This is a genomic window from Micromonospora sp. HK10, from assembly GCF_000982955.1.
GTDB lineage: Bacteria > Actinomycetota > Actinomycetes > Mycobacteriales > Micromonosporaceae > Micromonospora.
The window spans coordinates 14,990-33,874 of sequence record NZ_KQ058831.1 but is presented as its reverse complement, the minus strand read 5'-3'; the positions used below and the strand labels follow the sequence as shown (position 1 = coordinate 33,874).

The following is an 18,885-nucleotide window of genomic DNA, read 5'->3' as shown; positions in this document are numbered from 1 at the left end:
CCGACCCCCCGGAGATCGAGATCCCCGAGGGGCCGGCGCCACCTCACCCCCCACCACAAGGGGTCGGCAGCCCAGCCGCCCGTCGGCGCGGGGCACAACGGACGACCAGGTCATTGGCGGGTTACCCGGCTCAGCGCCGTTCGAACCACGCAGCCGCGTCCACCGGCAGGACGTGCCCGTCGCCCCGCTCGGTGAGGCCGGCGCTGGCGACCACCGGCCGGCCGTAGCCGATGATCGTGGCCGCCGCGCCGCTGATGTTGACCACACAGGTCAGCTCGGTGTTCCCGGCGGTGCGGCGGAACGCCAGCACGCCCGGCTCGGTCTCCAGCCAGCTGATGCCGTCGGTGCCGGCCAGCGCCGGGTGCTCGTGCCGGACCCGCAGGGCGGTCCGGTAGAGCTCCAGCGTCGAGCCGGGCACGCCGGCCTGGGCCGCGACCGAGAGGCCGCGCCAGGTCGCCGGGGCCGGCAGCCAGCTCAGTTCGCTGCCCGCCGGACCGAAGCCGTACGGGGCCAGCTCGCCGCCCCACGGGATCGGCACCCGGCAGCCGTCCCGGCTCTCCCCGGTACGCAGGAACGCCGGGTCCTGCCGCAGCCCGTCGGGAAGGTCGAGCACCTCCGGCAGGCCCAGCTCCTCGCCCTGGTAGACGTACGCGCAGCCGGGCAGGGCGAGCATCAGCAGGGCGGCGGCCCGGGCCCGGCGCAGACCGACCTCGCCGTCGCCGTACCGGGTGACGTGCCGCTGCCGGTCGTGGTTGGAGAGCACCCAGGTGGTCGGGGCGCCGACGATGGTCGACTCGGCCAGCGCGGTGTCGATGACCTTGCGGAACGAGTCGGCCGACCAGGTGGCGTCGAGGAAGTCGAAGCTGAACGCCTGGTGCAGCTCGTCCGGGCCGATGTAGCGGGCCAGCCGCTGCGGAGTCTCGGCCCACGCCTCGGCCACCGCCATCCGGCCGCCCGGGTAGCTGTCCAGGATCGGCCGCCAGGCGCGGTAGATCTCGTGCACCTCGTCCTGGTCGAAGTACGGCAGCCGGCCCTTGCCGAGCAGTTCCGACTGGCGCCGGCCGGTGGTCATCGAGTTGAAGCCGACGTCCGGCAGCCCTTCGGCCTTGATCATTCCGTGGGCCACGTCGATCCGGAAACCGTCCACGCCCCGGTCGAGCCAGAACCGCAGGATGTCCTCGAACTCGGCGCGTACCTCCGGGTGGCGCCAGTTCAGGTCGGGCTGGGCCGGGTCGAACAGGTGCAGGTACCACTGCCCGTCCGGCACCCGGGTCCAGGCCGTACCGCCGAAGATGCTCTCCCAGTCGTTGGGTGGCAACTCGCCCTGCTCGCCCCGGCCATCGGCGAACAGGTAGCGGGACCGCTCGGGGGAGCCCGGGCCGGCCGCGAGCGCCGCGACGAACCACGGGTGCGCGCTGGAAGTGTGGTTGGGTACCAGGTCCACGATGATCCGCAGGCCCAGCGCGTGCGCGTCGGTGATCATCGCGTCGAAGTCGGCCAGGTTGCCGAAGAGCGGATCCACGTCCCGGTAGTCGGCGACGTCGTAGCCGGCGTCGACCTGGGGTGAGGTGTAGAAGGGGGTCAGCCAGAGTGCGTCCACCCCGAGTTCCCGCAGGTACGGCAGCCGCTGCCGGATCCCCGCCAGGTCACCGACGCCGTCGCCGTTCGCGTCGGCGAAGCTGCGGACGTAGACCTGGTAGACGACCGCGGAGCGCCACCAGTCGTTGTCGGCGGTCGGCGGCGAGGGAGGGGTGGCGGCGGTCATCGGTGACGATCCCCGTTCTCTGGCATCAGACGGCGGCGTCCCGCAGGGGTACGCGGGACGCGGGTGTCTGAGCAGAATGCCGGCCGAGCACTGCAAGAGTCAAGCATTCCTTGCGCAAGAAGAAGGCGCTCCGCCCGGGCGCCGTTCCACCCGCGTCCGTCCCGCGTCCCGTCCCGCGTCTCGGGTCCCGCGTCTCGGGTCCCGCGTCCCGCGTCCCGCGTCCCGTCCCGTCTCCGGTCGTGGGTCCCGTCCCGCGTCTCGCGTCCCGTCTCCGGTCGCGGGTCCCGTCCCGCGTCTCGCGTCCCGTCCCGTCTCCGGTCTCGGGTCCCGTCCTTCGGAAGCCCCAGCCGCTTCGCGGCATCTCGCTCCCTCCCGCCGCGGGGAAGGGCCAGGTCGCGGCATCTTGTGCCCTCCTCCTGGTCGGAAGGGCCGAGTTGCCGCATCCGGAGTGGATCACGGGCCATCCCGCTGCGGGTGGATGGGCCAGGTTGCGGCATCTCGTGCCATCCCGCCGACCGGATGGGCCGGATTGCGGCATTCAGAGTCGATCATGTGAAGCGACGGCCGGCAGTCGGTGGACCCGGGCGCGGTCGGGTGTGAGGGCTCAGCCGGGTGCAGTGGGCTGGCGGGGCGAGGGACGGCGGGCGATGGCTGGCGGGGCGAGGGCTGGCGGGCAGGGCGGGGTCAGGCTGGTACGGCCAGGGAGGGGGTGGTCGGGCGTTGCCGCCGCGGGCCACCCGCCGGGCGGCCGGTCGGGCCGGTTCCTGACGGGCCGCTGGCCGGGCCGGTTCCTGACGGGCCGCTGGCCGGGTCGGTTCCTGATGGGCCGCTGGCGGGGCTGGTTTCCGCCGGGCCGCTGGTCGGGGTGGGTTCGGCCGGGCGGACCACCGCCGTCGAGCCGCGTACCACGAGTTCCGGGCGGAACAGGTATTCGGAGTTCGGGGCGGCGTGCCCGTTGATCTCGTCGACCAGCGCGCGGACCGCGGCCACCGCCATCGCGGCGACCGGCTGGCGCATGGTGGTCAGCGGCGGATCGGTGAAGGCGATCAGCGGGGAGTCGTCGTACCCGACGACCGAGATGTCGCCGGGGACGGCGAGGCCGCGCTGGCGGGCGGCGCGGATGGCGCCGAGCGCCATCAGGTCGGAGCCGCAGACCAGGCCGGTGACCCCGCGCTCGATGAGCCGGCCGGCGGCGGCCTCGCCGCCCTCGACGCCGAAGAGGGAGAGCTCGGCCAGCGCGTCGATCTCGGCCTCGGTCGCGCCGACCAGGCGGGTCATGGCGGACCGGAAGCCGGCCACCTTGCGCTGCACCGGCACGAACCGGTCCGGCCCGGTGATCAGGCCGATCCGGCGGTGTCCGAGCGCCACCAGGTGCGCCACGGCCAGCTCGGCGGCCTCCCGGTCGTCGCAGGAGACGAAGGGCGCCGCGATGCCACCGACGTACCCGTTGATCATGACGATCGGCAGCGGGCGGGCGATCAGCGCGCGGTACCGGTCGTGGTTGGCGGCGGTGTCGGCGTGCAGGCCGGAGACGAAGACGATCCCGGAGACCTGCCGGTCCAGCAGCATCTCCACGTACTCGTCCTCGGTGACGCCGCCGGGGGTCTGGGTGCAGAGCACCGGGGTGAACCCGCTCTGCGCCAGCGTCGACTCGATGATCTGGGCGAAGGCCGGGAAGATCGGGTTGTCCAGCTCCGGGACCACCAGTCCGACCAGCCCGGCACTGCGCTTGCGCAGCCGGGCGGGGCGCTCGTAGCCGAGCACGTCGAGGGCGGTCAGGACGGCCTGCCGGGTTTCGGGGGCCACGCCGGGGCGGTCGTTGAGCACCCGCGACACCGTGGCCTCGCTGACTTCGGCCTGTTGGGCGATGTCGGACAGTCGAGCGCGCATGGCGGCACTGTAACTCACCGGCAAGTTCTTGCGTACGCCCCTGCAAGCCCTTCCATTCCCTGCAACGTCTTGCTAACGTCCCCGCAACATGCGAGACCGGCGGCGCAAATTCCCCGCGCCGATCAGCAAGAACTTTCCGAGCTTCCCACTGGCGAGCCGTCCTTCCCTCGGCGGGCCGCCATGACGACAGGAGTACCGATGCGCATCCGTACCGCGGGTGTGGTCGCCGTCCTCGGCCTGGCGCTCGCCGCGTCCGGCTGCGGTGGCAGCGACAGCGACAAGCCGGCCGCCAAGGAGTCCGCCAAGGCGGCCGGCGGCAAACTGGTCATCTGGGCCGACGACAAACGGGCCGCCGCGCTGAAGCCGTTCGCCGACGAGTTCGGCAAGGAGAACGGCGTGACCGTCGAGGTCCAGGCCGTCTCCAAGGACCTGCAGACCAACTTCGTCACCGCGTCGCAGCAGGGCAGCGGCCCGGACGTCGTGGTCGGCGCGCACGACTGGATCGGCAACATGGTCCAGAACGGCGCCATCGACCCGGTGCAGCTCGCCGCCGAGCAGAAGAGCGCGTTCAACGAGACCGCGATCAAGGCGGTCACGTTCAACGGCCAGCTCTACGGCGTGCCCTACGCCACCGAGAACGTCGCGCTGCTGCGCAACACCGCGCTGGCCCCCGAGGCGCCGAAGACGATCGAGGAACTGGTCCAGACCGGCAAGAAGCTCAAGGCCCAGAAGAAGGTCCAGGAAATCCTCTGCCTCCAGGCCGGCCAGAACGGCGACGCGTACCACGTCTACCCGCTGTACGCCTCGGGCGGCGGTTACCTCTTCGGCACCACGGCCAACGGCGACTACGACCCGAAGGACCTCGGCGTGGGCAAGCCGGAGTCGATCGCCGCCTTCCAGAAGATCGCGAAGCTCGGTGAGAAGGGCGACGGCGCGCTCAAGCGCTCCATCACCGGCGAGAACTCCATCGCCACCTTCACCGGCAAGAAGTGCGCCTTCCTGGTCTCCGGCCCGTGGGCCGTCGCCGACGCCAAGAAGGCCAACATCGCCTACGACATCTCCCCGGTCCCCGGCTTCGCCGGCGGCAAGGAGGCCGCGCCGTTCGTCGGCGTGCAGGCGTTCTACGTCGCCGCCAAGGGCAAGAACAAGGCGCTCGCCCAGGAGTTCGTCACCAACTACGTGACCAAGCCCGAGCTGGCCGTCGCGCTGTACCGGGCCGAGCCGCGCCCGCCGGCGCTGACCGCCGCCTTCGACCAGGTCAAGAGCGAGGACCCGGACCTGGCCAAGTGGCTCGAGGCCGGCAAGAACGGCCAGGTGCTCCCGGCGATCCCGGCCATGGCCGCGATCTGGGACCCGTTCGGCAAGGCGGAGGCCGCCGTCATCGGTGGCGCCGACCCGGCCAAGACGATCACCGCCGCGGGCAAGACCATCGCGGGCCAGATCAAGTAATGAGCACGTCGCTGTCCGGCTCGGGGCCTGCTCAGCAGGCCCCGGGCCGGGGGCCCGTTCGCCGCGGGCTCCCGCGCACGTCCCGTACCGCGCGGAACCACGCGCCGATCACCGCGACCGGCCTCGCCGTCAAGGTGGTCCTGCTCGGCCTGGTGGCCGGGATCGCGATCTGGGCGGCGTTCCCGCTCGTGGCGGCCGAGCACTGGGTCGGGCTGGGCATCCTCGCCGCCACCACGGCCGGCCTCGGCTACCTCTACCTCGGTCGGCGGCACATCCCGGCCAAGTATCTGGTCCCCGGCACGATCTTCCTGATCGCCTTCCAGGTCTTCCCGGTGCTCTACACGGCGAGCACCGCCTTCACGAACTTCGGCGACGGGCACCGCGGCAGCAAGGACGACGCCATCGTCGCCATCCAGACCTCCTCGGTGAAGCAGGTGCCCGGCTCCGCCCAGTACTCCCTCTCCATCGCGACCCAGGGCGACCCGACCACCGGCGCGCTGGTCTTCCTGCTCGGCGACCCGAAGACCAAGGAGGTCTTCGCCGGCGACGCGGGTGGCCTGCGCCGGCTCGACCCCGGTCAGGTGGAGAGCAGCAGCCTCACCGGCAAGGTCACCGCCGCCGACGGCTACACCGTGCTGAACATCGGCCAGGCCAGCGTCCGGAGCAAGGAGATCACCGATCTGGTCGTGCCGACCGCCGGGGGCGCGATCCGCTCCAACGGTCTCACCCGGGCCTACGAGGGCCGGGCCGTGCGGGCGTACGACGCCGGGTGCGACTGCGTCAAGGACAGCGAGACCGGCCGGACCTGGACCGCGGACGCGCAGGCCGGCGCGTTCGTCGCCGCCGACGGGGAGCGCCTCACCCAGGGCTGGAAGGTCAACGTCGGGTTGCAGAACTTCAGCCGGGTGCTCACCGACGACACCATCTCCGGGCCGTTCCTCGGCACGCTGGTCTGGAACTTCGCCTTCGCGATCGCGTCCACCGGCGGGACGTTCCTCCTCGGCATGCTGATCGCGCTGGCCCTGCACTCGCCGCGGATGCGGGGAAGCAACCTCTACCGGGTGCTGCTGATCCTGCCCTACGCCATGCCGTCATTCGCGATGCTGTTGGTCTGGCGGGACCTGTTCAACACCGACTTCGGCCTGGTCAACAACCTGTTCGGGCTGGGCGTCGACTGGTTCGGCGGAAGCTGGACCGCCCGCTTCGCGGTGATTCTCGTGCAGCTGTGGCTCGGCTATCCGTACATGTTCCTGGTCACCACGGGTGCGCTGCAGGCGATCCCACGCGAGCTGACCGAGGCGACCTCGGTCGACGGCGCGTCCCCGTGGCAGTCCTTCCGGGCGGTCACCCTGCCGTTGCTGCTGGTCGCGCTCTCCCCGCTGCTGATCTCGTCGTTCGCGTACAACTTCAACAACTTCAACGCGATCTACCTGACCACCGAGGGCGCGCCGTTCCCGGCGGACAACCCGACGAACGGCGCGACCGATCTACTGATCACCTACACGTACCGGCTGGCGTTCGGCGCACAGGGCGCGGAGTTCGGGTTCGCGGCGGCGATCTCGCTGCTCATCTTCACGATCGTCGCGGTGGTGTCCGCCGTGAGCTTCCGGCGCACCCGTAAGCAGGAGGAGGTGTACTCGTGACCACGCCCACCGCGGTCCCGGCCACGGGGAACCGGGCCGGTACCGCCCGGCGGCGGGGCAACCGCTGGCTGACCCAGGTCGGCTGGCGACACCTCGTCGCCGTGCTCGGGGTGCTGTTCAGCCTCTTCCCGATCGTGTTCGTGCTCTCCGCGGCGCTCAACCCGTTGGGCACGCTGTCGTCCACCGAGCTGGTGCCGACCGCCGGGGTGACCTTCGGCAACTTCGGCGAGCTGTTCCAGCGGACCGCGTTCGCGCACTGGTTCCTGAACTCGCTGCTGATCGCCGGGGTCGCGTCCTTCGCGTCGATCTTCCTCTCCGCGCTGGCCGCGTACGCCTTCTCCCGGATGCGCTTCCGGGGTCGCCGGGTCGGGCTGCTCTCGCTGCTGCTGATCCAGATGTTCCCGCAGTTCCTGGCGATCGTGGCGATCTTCCTGATCTTCGCCACGGTGACCGACCTGTGGCCCGGGATCGGCTTCAACACCCCATGGGGCCTGCTGCTTCTGTATATGGGTGGCGCGCTCGGCGTGAACACCTGGCTGATGAAGGGCTTCTTCGACACGCTCCCGCGGGAGCTGGACGAGTCGGCGACCATGGACGGCGCAAGCCACGCCCAGGTGTTCTTCCGGATCATGTTGCCGCTGGTCGCGCCGATCCTGGCGGTGACCGGCCTGTTGGCGTTCATCGGCACGATCAACGAGTTCCTGATGGCGAACGTGTTCCTCACCAGCACCAACTCGAAGACCCTCGCGGTCGGTATGTACGGCATGCTCCAGGGCAACGAGCGCAACGCCAACTTCGGGATCTTCGCGGCGGCGACCCTGCTCACCGCGATCCCCACGGTGCTGGTGTTCCAGTTCCTCCAGCGCTACATCGTCTCCGGCCTCACCGCCGGGGCGGTCAAGGGCTGAGCGGAACGACCCGGCCCATGTCGCTCCAGCCGCACCACGATGGGTCCGCCGGCTACGTGCCGGAGCAGGCGCCGGTGCTCGGGCAGACCGTCCCGGTCTTCGTCCGGGTGCCGGCCGGCGCCGGCGTCCGACAGGTGTACGTGCGGACCACCGGCGACGGTGAGCCGCGCTTCGCCGAGGCCGTCGTGGACCGTACCGGGGGCGGTGACGTGTGGTGGCGGGCCGACGTCGAGGTCCGTAACCCGGTCAGCAGCTACCGGTTCCTGCTCGACGGCCGCCGGGGCGCCCGCTGGCTGAACGCGGCCGGCCTGATCGACCACGACGTGCCCGACCACGGGGACTTCAAGCTGGTCAGCTACCCGCCGCCGCCGGCCTGGGCCCGGGACGCGGTGATCTACCAGATCTTCCCGGACCGGTTCGCCCGCTCCGCCGCCGCGGACGGCCGGCCCGCGCCGGACTGGGCCATCCCCTGCGACTGGGACACCCCGGTGATCGGGCGCGGCCCGGCGACGCCCCGCCAGTTCTACGGCGGCGACCTCGACGGGATCACCGAGCGGCTGGACCACCTGGACCGGCTCGGCGTGAACACCGTCTACCTCACTCCGATCTTCCCGGCCCGCTCCAACCACCGGTACGACGCGGCGAGCTTCGACACGGTCGACCCGCTGCTCGGCGGGGACGCCGCCCTGGCCCGGCTGGCCGACGCGGTGCACGCCCGGGGCTGGCGGCTGCTCGGCGACATCACCAGCAACCACACCGGTGACGCCCACCACTGGTTCACGGCCGCCGTCTCGGACCTGCACGCGCCCGAGCGGGAGCTGTACTACTTCGACCGGGCCGGCGTCGGCAACCCCAGCTCGGCGCGTCCGGCGCCGCAGGGTGACCAGGAGCCCGCGGACTACGAGTCGTGGCACGGGGTCAGGTCGCTGCCGAAGCTCAACTGGGGCAGTGCCGAGCTGCGCCGGCGCTTCGCCACCGCCGAGGACTCGCCGCTGCGCCACTGGCTGCGCCCGCCGTACGGGCTGGACGGCTGGCGGGTGGACGTGGCGAACATGACCGGCCGGCGAGGCGCGGACGCCTACACCCACGAGGTGGCGCGGCTGCTGCGTCAGGTGGTCGCCGAGACCCGACCGGACGCGCTGCTGCTCGCCGAGCACGGCCACGACCACACCGGTGACTTGGACCGGGACGGCTGGCACGGGACCATGAACTACGTGGGCTTCACCGATCCGGTCTGGTCCTGGCTGCGCCACGGCGACGACCGGGTGCCGAACTTCCTCGGCACCCCGGGCGGGGTGCGGCGGCGGGCCGGGGGCGCGGTGTTGGCCACCATGAACGCCTACCGGTCGCTGATCTCCTGGCGGTCGTACACGCACTCGTGGCAGCTGCTCGGCTCGCACGACTCGGCCCGGATCCGGACCGTGGTGGGCGACGCGGCCCGCCAGGAGGTGGCCGCCGGGCTGCTGGCCACCATGCCGGGGACTCCGGTGGTCTTCGCGGGCGACGAGCTGGGGCTGACCGGCGGCAACGGGGAGGGCTCGCGTACCCCGATGCCCTGGCACCGGCCGGAGAGCTGGGACCGGCGGACCTTCGCGGCGTACCGGGCGTTGCTGGCGCTGCGCCGCGCGGAGCCGGCGCTGCGGCACGGCGGCCTGCGCTGGGTGCACGCCGACGCCGACACCCTGGTCTTCCTCCGGGAGGCGCCGACCGGCACGGTGCTGGTGCTGGCCCGGCGCGCGGCTGGCGCCCCGGTGCGGCTGACCGGCCTGCCGGCCGGCGACAACGGGTACGGCGGCGCGCCCGCGCTTCGTCCGGACGCCGACGGCGCGGTGACCATCCCCGGCGACGGCCCCACCTTCCAGGTCTGGCGCCTGAGCTGACCGCCCGGCGATCCCGCCGGTCCGCATCCCGTTCGGTCGCGGTCGCCGTGCCTGCCGCGGCGTCCGGCGTCAGCGCGCGGAGGGCGGGGAAGCCGGCGCGGGGCAGGTCACGGTATGACGGCAGGTCAGCGGGGTGGCTACTACGGAGCGTCGTTGATGGGGGAGGATGGGCCGCGTGGAAGCTCTTCGACTGATTCTTCTCTACGTCCATCTGGTCGGTTTCGCGCTGCTGCTCGGTGGTGCGATCGCCCAGTACGTCACCGGCCGGCTGCGGATCAACGCCGCCATGCTCTGGGGCGCGGTGATCCAGATCCTCACCGGTATCGGCCTGTCCGCCCCGCTGCGCGACGGCGACGAGCCGGCCCCCGCCAAACTTGTTACCAAGTTGGTGCTCGCGCTGATCATCTTCGTCATGGTCTTCTTCTCCCGTAAGCGGGAGAGCGTGAACCGCGGCCACTTCCTCGCGATCATCGGGTTGACGCTGCTCAACGCCGCCGTCGCGGTGTTCTGGCGTTAGTTCGCCCGGCAGCGGGGAAGCTCGGGGAAGCTCGGGAAACAGACGTTCGCGACACCACCGCGCATGCCGCTCGGCACGATTAGTGACGTGCCCCACGCAAGGGTTACGTAGGGGTAACGACCGTTCAACAGTCGTGCACGATTGTCGGCCGGTGGGTGGGCGCGGGCGTACGCTCCCGTCCGTAACGTGGGACGCCGGCGGCACACCGCAGGCCGGCGCAAGGGCTGCCACCGCGCACGACGCGGTGTGCAATGGGAAGGAGACGTCTTGCGCTCTGTGCGTGGGATGCGGATCGCCTCCGCCATCGTGGCGGGTGGCCTCGTGCTGGGCGCCGCCGCATGTGGTGAGGCTCCCGAGGACGACAAGAACGCCGGCGGCACCGGCGGCAAGAAGTTCAGCGCCTGCATGGTGACCGACGTCGGCGGCATCGATGACAAGTCCTTCAACACCTCCGCCTGGAAGGGCCTGCAGGAGGCGCAGAAGGAGAACGACAGCATCGACATCAAGAACGTCCAGTCGAAGGCCGAGGCGGACTACGAGGTCAACCTGACCGGGTTCGTCAACCAGAAGTGCGACTTCATCCTGGCCGTCGGTGGCCTGATGTCGGACGCCACCAAGAAGATCGCCACGGCGAACCCGAACCAGCAGTTCGGCATCGTCGACGCGGACCCGGGCGTGGACAACATCTACCCGATGCAGTTCGACACCGCGCAGGCCGCCTTCCAGGCCGGTTACCTGGCCGCCGGGATGAGCAAGAGCGGCAAGGTCGGCACCTACGGTGGTCTGCCGATCCCGCCGGTCACCATCTTCATGGACGGCTTCGCCGACGGCGTGGCGTACTACAACAAGGCCAAGAGCAAGAACGTCCAGGTGCTGGGCTGGGACAAGGCCACCCAGAAGGGCTCCTTCACCAACGACTTCGTCAAGCAGGACGAGGGCAAGAAGGTCTCCGACGCGCTGGTCGCCCAGGGTGCGGACATCATCATGCCGGTCGCCGGCGGCGCCGGCCTCGGCACCACCGCCGCGGCCCAGGCCTCGAACGGCAAGTACTCGGTCGTCTGGGTGGACGTCGACGGCTGCGAGAGCACCCCGAACTGCCCGGCGCTGATCACCACGGTCGTCAAGAACATCCCGGACGCCGTGAAGGAGGCCGTGCTCAAGGCCGCCGGTGGCGAGAAGCTCCAGGCCAAGCCGGGCTTCGTCGGCACGCTGTCCAACAACGGCGTCTCGATCGCCCCGTACCACGACTTCGACAGCAAGGTCCCGGCGGACCTGAAGGCCGAGGTCGACAAGATCAAGGCGGACATCTCCGCCGGCACCATCACGGTCACCTCGAAGGCCCAGCCGACCAAGTGACCGCTCCGCCGGCCAGCGCGGTGAAATCATCGGCGAGGGCCGGCGGGCGCCAGGAGTGACGATCCGGCCGCCTCGGCGTACGCGGGACACCCCGCGGACGGCGGGGCGGCCGGTCCACCTTCATCCCCCACTGACCCCACCCGGCGCGGTGGCTGGCGGGCAGCCGCTACGCTGCACCATCGCTCGCACTCCAGGAGGTTGCGCTGAGACTCGAACTGCGCGGCATCACCAAACGGTTCGGTGATCTGGTCGCCAACGACCACATCGACCTCACGGTGGAGCCTGGAGAGATCCATGCCCTGCTCGGCGAGAACGGCGCCGGCAAGTCGACCCTGATGAACGTGCTCTACGGGCTCTACCAGCCCGACGAGGGCGAGATCCTGGTCGACGGCAAGCCGCTGAAGCTGAAGGGCCCGTCGGACGCCATCGCGGCCGGCATCGGCATGGTGCACCAGCACTTCATGCTGGTGCCCGTCTTCACCGTGGCGGAGAACGTCATGCTCGGCGCCGAGCAGGTCCGGGGCCGCTTCACCGGTCTGCTGGACCGCCGGCGGGCCCGGCGCGAGGTGGCCGAGGTCTCCGAGCGGTACAACCTCCGGGTCGACCCGGACGCGGTGATCGAGGACCTGCCGGTCGGCATCCAGCAGCGGGTGGAGATCGTCAAGGCCCTCACCCGCGACGTCGACCTGTTGATCCTCGACGAGCCGACCGCCGTGCTGACCCCGCAGGAGACCGAGGAACTGCTCGCGGTCATGCGGTCGCTCAAGGCGGCCGGCAAGTCGATCGTGTTCATCACCCACAAGCTGGGCGAGGTGAAGGCGATCGCCGACCGGATCACGGTGATCCGGCGCGGGAAGACCGTCGGCACCGCCGAGCCGAGCGCCAGCCGGGACGAGCTGGCCGCGCTGATGGTGGGACGCAGCGTCCGGCTGACCGTGGACAAGCAGCCGGCCCAGCCGGGCAAACCGGTCCTCGAGGTCGCCGGCCTGGTCGTCGACGACGACCGGCAGGTACGCGCGGTCGACGGCGTCGACCTGACCGTGCACGCCGGTGAGGTGCTCGGCGTGGCGGGCGTGCAGGGCAACGGGCAGACCGAGCTGATCGAGGCGATCATGGGGCTGCGCCCGGTCCTCGCCGGCTCGGTCACCCTGGACGGCCAGGCCGTGCACGGCTGGTCGACCAAGAAGGTGCTCCGCGCCGGCGTCGGGTACGTCCCGGAGGACCGCAGCGTGGACGGCCTGGTCAAGGAGTTCTCCGTGGCGGAGAACCTGGTGCTGGACATCTACGACCGGCCACCGTTCGGCAAGGGCCTGTCGCTCAAGCCGGACGCCATCGCGAAGTCGGCGAAGGAACGGATCGAGCAGTTCGACATCCGCACCTCCTCGGCCGACGCGGCGGTCGGCACCCTCTCCGGCGGCAACCAGCAGAAGGTGATCGTGGCGCGGGAGCTGTCCCGGCCGCTGAAGCTCTTCATCGCCGCCCAGCCCACCCGGGGCGTGGACGTCGGCTCGATCGAGTTCATCCACAGCCGGGTCATCCGCGAGCGGGACATCGGCACCGCCGTCATGGTGGTCTCCAGCGAGCTGGACGAGGTGATCGGCCTGGCCGACCGGATCGCGGTGATGTACCGGGGCCGGATCATCGGCGTGGTCGGCCCGGACACCCCGCGCGAGGAGATCGGCCTGCTGATGGCCGGCATCACCCCGGACGCCGCCACCACGAGCCCGACCGAGGGCACCACGAGCCCGACCGACGGCACCACGACCCCGACCGAGGGCACCGCGGCCCCGGCCCCCGAGGGCCCTGGCAACGAGGACGAGGCATGAGCGACGTGAACCCGGTCTCCGGCTCCCCGGACAAGGAGCCGGCGACCGAGGCGCAGGAGGCGCGCAGCGAGGCACGGGCCACCCCGACCGCGCCCGCCGGCGACCCCGACCGCGCGGTGCCGCCCGCCGCGACTCCGGCCCCCGGGAAGGAATCCCGCCCCACCCTGGGCAAGCTCTTCCTGGACAACCTCTGGGCGGCCAACACGGTCACCGTGACCGTGCTCGCGGTGCTGCTGGCGATGCTGGTCGGCGCGGTGCTGATCATCGTGTCCGACCCCGAGGTGCTGAGCACCTACAGCTACATCACGGCACGCCCGTCGGACGCGTTGAACGCCAGCTGGACGGTGGTCAGCGAGGCGTACGCGAACCTGTTTAAGGGCGCCATCTTCGACCCGGACGCGTCCGGCTTCACGGCCGCGTTGAGCCCGATCTCGGAGACGCTCACCTACACCGCTCCGCTGGTCTTCACCGGCCTGGCGGTGGCGCTCGCCTTCCGCGGCGGCCTGTTCAACATCGGCGCCCAGGGGCAGGCCACCATCGGCGTCATCCTCTCCGCCGTGGTCGGCTTCGCGCTGCCGCTGCCGCCCGGGGTGCACCTGCTGGTCGCGCTGATCGCCGGCGCGCTGGGCGGCGCGCTCTGGGGTTTCATCCCGGGCATCCTCAAGGCGCGCACCGGCGCCCACGAGGTGATCAACACGATCATGCTCAACTACGTGGCGGTCTACTTCCTGTCCTGGATCATCATCCAGAGCGGGGTGCAGAACCCGAACCGGTCGGACGCGATCAGCAAGCCGGTCGAGTCCTCCGCCCAGCTGCCCCGGCTGCTCGGCGCCGACCTGCGGGTGCACGCCGGCATCCTGGTCGCGGTGCTGGCCACCTGGTTCATCGCCTGGCTGCTGAACCGCTCGACGCTCGGCTTCGAGCTGCGCGCGGTCGGCGAGAACCCGGACGCCGCGCGGACCGCCGGGATCAGCGTCACCAAGACGTACGTGCTGGTCATGGTGATCTCCGGGCTGCTGGCCGGGCTCGGCGGGTCGAACATGGTGCTCGGCTCGACCGCGAACGCGCTCACCCCGCTGGTGATCGCGCAGATCGGCTTCGACGGCATCCTGGTCGCGCTGCTCGGCCGGGTGAAGCCCTGGGGCGTGCTGCTGGCCGCGCTGCTGTTCGGCGCGCTGCAGGCCGGCGGCAACCGGATGCAGTCGTACTCCGGGATCTCGCTGGAGCTGGTCACCGTGCTCCAGGCGCTGATCGTCATCTTCATCGCCGCGCCGGCCATGGTGAAGGCGATCTTCCAGCTCCGGGCGGCCCGCGCGGCCCGGCTGCAGACGAGCCTCGCGAAGGGCTGGTGAGCATGTCCACCACCGCTGTCCCCGAGGTCGCCGTGACCGCCGTGGACGAGGGTTTCTGGACCCGCGCCCGCAAGACCGGGCTGGTCCTGCTGGGTCTGGGCGTGCTCGCGGCGGTCCTGTTCGGCGCGCTCGCCACCGGCCAGCAGGCCCGGTTCACGCTCAGCGAGACCGAGGGCGGCGCCGCCCTGGAGATCCACGGCACGGTCGGCGCGATCCTGTTCGGGATCATCGCGGCGGCGGCCGGTGCCGCCCTGCTCGCCGGGGTGCCGAAGCGCTGGTTCACGCTGGTGCTCGGCGTCGGGCTGGTCGCCTTCGTGCTGAGCTTCCTGTGCTGGCAGGTCTCCGCCGCCCCGGAGGGCCGCAACTTCATGCCGCTGGTCAACGTCGTCCGGGGCACCTTCATCCTGGCCCTGCCGCTGATCTTCGGCGCGCTGGCCGGCGTGCTCTGCGAGCGGTCCGGCGTGGTGAACGTGGCGATCGAGGGCCAACTGCTGATGGGTGCCTTCTCCGGCGCGCTCTTCGGCAGCATCACCGGCAGCGTCTGGGTGGGTCTGGTCGCCGCCGCGATCGGCGGCGCGCTGATCTCCCTGCTGCTCGCCGTCTTCGCCATCCGCTACCTGGTCGACCAGGTGGTCATGGGCATCGTGCTGAACCTGCTGGCGGTCGGCGTCACCGGCTTCCTCTACGAGCGGCTGATGCAGACCGACGCCACGAAGTACAACAGCGCACCGCGGTTCAGCAACTGGGAGATCCCGCTGCTCAAGGACATCCCGCTGCTCGGCCCGGCGCTGTTCCGGGGCAACATCTTCCTCTACGTCGGCCTGCTGCTGGTGCTGGTCATCCACCTGGCGCTGTTCCGTACCCGGTGGGGCCTGCGGACCCGGTCGGTGGGCGAGCACCCGACCGCGGCCGACACGCTCGGCGTGCGGGTGCTGCGGCTGCGCTACCGCAACGTGATCATGGCGGGCATGGTGGCCGGCATCGGTGGCGCGTCGTACACCCTGGCGCTCTACTCGTTCACCAAGAACATGATCGGCGGTAAGGGCTTCATCGCCCTGGCCGCGCTGATCTTCGGCCGGTGGAGCCCGACCGGGGCGCTGCTCGCGGCGCTCTTCTTCGGCTTCGCCGACCAGCTCGCCACCTACCTGGGTGCGATCGGCAGCAGCATCCCCAGCCAGTTCCTGGCGATGCTGCCCTACCTGGCGACCATCCTGGCCGTGGCCGGGCTGGTCGGCCGGGTCCGGGCGCCGGCCGCCGACGGCAAGCCGTACATCAAGGGCTGACGCCCCTCGGCGCAGCGTGCCCGGCGGGGAAGACCCGCCGGGCACGCGCGTCTCCGGCCGGCATCGCGACCGATCGGGGTGAATTGGGCAGAATGGGAGGCGTGATGGAGATCGACTGGGAGCGGCTGCGGGCCGCCGCCACCGAGGTCATGCGACACGCGTACGTGCCGTACTCGAAATTCCCGGTCGGGGCGGCCGCCCTGGTCGACGACGGCCGGGTGGTGGTCGGCTGCAACGTGGAGAACGCCGCGTACGGCGTGGTGCTCTGCGCCGAGTGCGGCGTGGTCTCCTCGCTGCACGCCACCGGCGGCGGGCGGATCGTCGCCCTGTCCTGCGTCGACGCCACCGGCGAGCCGCTGATGCCGTGCGGCCGGTGCCGGCAGCTGCTCTGGGAGAACGGCGGCCCGGAGTGCCTGATCGAGGCGAAGGGCGGCACGCTGCGGATGGCCGAGCTGCTGCCGCACGCGTTCGGCGTGGAGGACCTGGAGGCGGTGACCGGCGAGACGCCGGTGCCGGTGGTCCCGGAGCGGCTGGCCGCGTGGCGCGGGCGGGGCAGCGTCTTCGTGCATCCGGACCTCTCCGCCGGGCAGCAGGTCTGGACGGCGTACTGGGAGCGGTCGGCCGGGGACTCCGACGGGGCCGAGACCGGCGTGCTGGAGGAGGGCCCGTCCTGGGCGGACCCGGCGGAGGCGATCACCTGGGGGCTGGCGCGGACGCCGCGGGTCGTCGTGGTGGACGCGTCGGGCACCATCTTCTGGGCTGGGGAAGGCGAGCCTCCGGCCGAGATCCCGGTTCGCTGGGGTTGAGCTGTGGGGCCGGGGCCGACCGTGCCCGGCTCCGGGCGGTCAAGCTTGATCCCTCCGCCGGTCACGGTCGGCCCCGGCCCGCGGTGGTCACCGTTGTCGGTCCGCTGCCCGACGCGCGTGTGTTGATCTATGGATGGGAACTCAAAGGTGAGTGTGTTCACGGCGGTTGACGTCATTCGGGCGAAGCGGGACGGGGGTGTGCTGAGCGACGGGCAGATCGACTGGGTCGTCGACGCGTACACCAAGGGGCTGGTGGCCGACGAGCAGATGTCGGCGCTGGCGATGGCGATCCTGCTGCGCGGGATGACCGCGCCGGAGATCGCCCGGTGGACCGCCGCGATGATCGCCAGCGGGGAACGGCTGGACCTGTCGCCGGTGACCCGGCCGACCGTGGACAAGCACTCCACCGGCGGCGTCGGCGACAAGATCACCCTGCCGCTGACCCCGCTGGTCGCCGCCTGCGGCGCGGCCGTGCCGCAGCTCAGCGGCCGGGGCCTCGGGCACACCGGCGGCACCCTGGACAAGCTTGAGTCGATTCCCGGCTGGCGGGCGACGCTGCGCAACGACGAGTTCATCGCCCAGCTCCGGGACGTCGGCGCGGTGATCTGCGCGGCCGGCGCGGGGCTCGCCCCGGCCGACCGCAAGCTGTACGCGCTGCGCGACGTCACCGGCACCGTCGAGGCCATCCCGCTGATCGCCAGCTCGATCATGAGCAAGAAGATCGCCGAGGGGACCGGCGCGCTGGTCCTCGACGTGAAGGTGGGCTCCGGTGCCTTCATGAAGAACGTGGCCGACGCCCGCGAGCTGGCCCGGACCATGGTGGAGCTGGGCGGGGCGCACGGGGTCCGCACGGTCGCCCTGCTCACCGACATGTCCACCCCGCTCGGCCGGGCCGTCGGCAACGCGGTCGAGGTCACCGAGTCGGTGGAGGTGCTGGCCGGCGGCGGCCCGGCCGACGTGGTGGAGCTGACCCTCGCGCTGGCCCGGGAGATGCTGGCCGCGGCCGGCCTGCCGGACGCCGACCCGGAGGCGGCGCTGCGCGACGGCCGGGCGATGGACGCCTGGCGGGCGATGATCCGCGCGCAGGGCGGCGACCCGGACGCGCCGATGCCGACCGCCCCCGAGGTTGAGGTGGTCCGGGCCACCGGGGACGGCTACGTCGCCGAGGTCGACGCGTACGCCATCGGGGTGGCCGCGTGGCGGCTCGGCGCGGGCCGGGCCCGCAAGGAGGACCCGGTGAGCATCCCGGCCGGCGTGGTCCTGCACAAGCGCCCCGGCGACCCGGTACGCGCCGGCGAGCCCCTCTACGAGCTGCGGGCCGAGCACGCCGCGCGGATCCCGGCCGCGCTCGAAGAGGCGCAGCAGGCGGTCCGGGTGGCGCCCACGGCGCCCGCCGCGAAGCCGCTGGTCATCGAGCGGGTCGGCGGCTGATCCCGGTCATGGTGCGGCGCCGGTCGAGCGGCTATCCTCCCTGGTCGAGGGGGAAAGACCGGCGCTGAGCCGATGCGAGCAGACAGGGACTGAGCCGTGCGCGTACCCGCCCCCGACCCCCGGGCCGTCCGTGAGGCGAGCCTCGACGAGTTGTCCCGGCTGGGCCTGCCCCTGCCGCCGCCGCAGTACCCGCTGGTGTGGGAGCCGGGGGACGAGATCGAGTTGCGGCCCACGCCCGACATCGAGGCCCGGATCGCGGTGCTGCACCTGATCCTGGCCCGCTGCTTCGGCATGCCGCCGCAGGCGGCGATGAGCTGGCTGCTGGACTCGCACCTGGTCGAGTCCGTCACCCCGCCCGAGTGGCAGTTCGTGATGGGCGGCAAGGGCGACCACCGCTCGTTCGTGCTGCACCACGACGCGCTCTTCTCGCTGGCCTGGGTGCTCGGGCTGACCAAGGAGCTGGACCCGACCGTTCCGGTGGACCCGCGGCTGGTCGAGCGGATGCCGAACCTGGTCGGCGGGGAGACCTTCCCCCAGTGGCGGGCGCGGATCCTGGCCGCGCCGCAGCACCCCGCCGACGTCGCCGCCCTGCTCGACCTGCACTACTGCCTGGACTGGGCGTACCTGGAGTCGGAGCAGGCCGGCCTGGCGCTGCCCGGGTTGGTCGACGCGAACGCCATCGGGCAGCGCCGCTGGGCGCTGGAGTGGGCGGTGGTGCTGCGCGGGCCGTACCACGACGAGCCGCCGGGCTGGGAAGAGGTCGACCTCTCCACCTGAGC

13 protein-coding genes and 1 pseudogene are annotated in these 18,885 nt (G+C 71.7%); 12 read left to right on the top strand and 2 right to left on the bottom strand.

Annotated elements, in window-relative coordinates; translation table 11 throughout:
• Positions 1–130 precede the first annotated feature (130 nt).
• Both LQ51_RS17350 and LQ51_RS17345 read right to left on the bottom strand, forming a co-directional pair.
• Positions 131–1,765 (bottom strand): glycoside hydrolase family 13 protein, encoded by a 1,635-nt coding sequence (locus LQ51_RS17350; protein ID WP_046567049.1) that lies wholly within the window; start codon positions 1,763–1,765, stop codon positions 131–133.
• Positions 1,766–2,608: 843 nt separating this feature from the next.
• Positions 2,609–3,655: pseudogene (locus LQ51_RS17345) on the bottom strand (LacI family DNA-binding transcriptional regulator); the annotation flags it as partial.
• A gap of 198 nt (positions 3,656–3,853) precedes the next feature.
• On the opposite strand from LQ51_RS17345, the gene LQ51_RS17340 reads away from it, so the two are divergent.
• The 12 genes from LQ51_RS17340 to LQ51_RS17285 all read left to right on the top strand — a co-directional run bounded on the left by LQ51_RS17340 (position 3,854) and on the right by LQ51_RS17285 (position 18,883).
• Positions 3,854–5,104 (top strand): sugar ABC transporter substrate-binding protein, encoded by a 1,251-nt coding sequence (locus LQ51_RS17340; protein ID WP_046567046.1) that lies wholly within the window; start codon positions 3,854–3,856, stop codon positions 5,102–5,104.
• The gene (locus tag LQ51_RS17335) at positions 5,104–6,747 is read left to right on the top strand and encodes an ABC transporter permease subunit (protein ID WP_046567045.1); all 1,644 of its coding nucleotides are present in this window, start codon (positions 5,104–5,106) and stop codon (positions 6,745–6,747) included. The genes LQ51_RS17340 and LQ51_RS17335 overlap by 1 nt, the downstream gene beginning before the upstream one ends.
• Positions 6,744–7,655, top strand: coding sequence for a sugar ABC transporter permease (locus LQ51_RS17330; protein ID WP_046567043.1), 912 nt, complete (start codon positions 6,744–6,746; stop codon positions 7,653–7,655). The genes LQ51_RS17335 and LQ51_RS17330 overlap by 4 nt, the downstream gene beginning before the upstream one ends.
• Positions 7,656–7,672: 17 nt before the next feature.
• On the top strand, positions 7,673–9,535 hold the full coding sequence (locus LQ51_RS17325) for a glycoside hydrolase family 13 protein (protein WP_046567041.1): 1,863 nt from the start codon (positions 7,673–7,675) through the stop codon (positions 9,533–9,535).
• A 175-nt stretch (positions 9,536–9,710) separates the two neighbouring features.
• The gene (locus LQ51_RS17320) at positions 9,711–10,052 is read left to right on the top strand and encodes a hypothetical protein (RefSeq protein ID WP_046567088.1); all 342 of its coding nucleotides are present in this window, start codon (positions 9,711–9,713) and stop codon (positions 10,050–10,052) included.
• Between the two features lie 285 nt (positions 10,053–10,337).
• Positions 10,338–11,408, top strand: coding sequence for a BMP family lipoprotein (locus LQ51_RS17315; RefSeq protein WP_046567039.1), 1,071 nt, complete (start codon positions 10,338–10,340; stop codon positions 11,406–11,408).
• A gap of 152 nt (positions 11,409–11,560) precedes the next feature.
• A complete protein-coding gene (locus LQ51_RS17310) occupies positions 11,561–13,234 on the top strand; it encodes an ABC transporter ATP-binding protein (protein ID WP_046567037.1) in 1,674 nt (557 codons plus the stop codon).
• Positions 13,231–14,586: an ABC transporter permease gene (locus tag LQ51_RS17305; RefSeq protein ID WP_046567035.1), complete on the top strand. Its 1,356-nt coding sequence runs from the start codon at positions 13,231–13,233 to the stop codon at positions 14,584–14,586. Before LQ51_RS17310 ends, LQ51_RS17305 begins: the two co-directional genes overlap by 4 nt.
• A 2-nt stretch (positions 14,587–14,588) precedes the next feature.
• On the top strand, positions 14,589–15,869 hold the full coding sequence (locus tag LQ51_RS17300) for an ABC transporter permease (protein WP_046567033.1): 1,281 nt from the start codon (positions 14,589–14,591) through the stop codon (positions 15,867–15,869).
• Positions 15,870–15,961: 92 nt separating this feature from the next.
• Complete coding sequence (locus LQ51_RS17295) at positions 15,962–16,675, top strand: cytidine deaminase (RefSeq protein ID WP_197087811.1); 714 nt, start codon at positions 15,962–15,964, stop codon at positions 16,673–16,675.
• A 147-nt stretch (positions 16,676–16,822) separates the two neighbouring features.
• Positions 16,823–18,106 carry a thymidine phosphorylase gene (locus tag LQ51_RS17290; RefSeq protein WP_046567029.1) on the top strand — a complete coding sequence of 428 codons (1,284 nt, stop codon included), beginning with the start codon at positions 16,823–16,825 and terminating at the stop codon, positions 18,104–18,106.
• Positions 18,107–18,202: 96 nt separating this feature from the next.
• Positions 18,203–18,883: a DUF4272 domain-containing protein gene (locus tag LQ51_RS17285; protein ID WP_046567027.1), complete on the top strand. Its 681-nt coding sequence runs from the start codon at positions 18,203–18,205 to the stop codon at positions 18,881–18,883.
• The last annotated feature ends 2 nt before the right edge of the window (positions 18,884–18,885 follow it).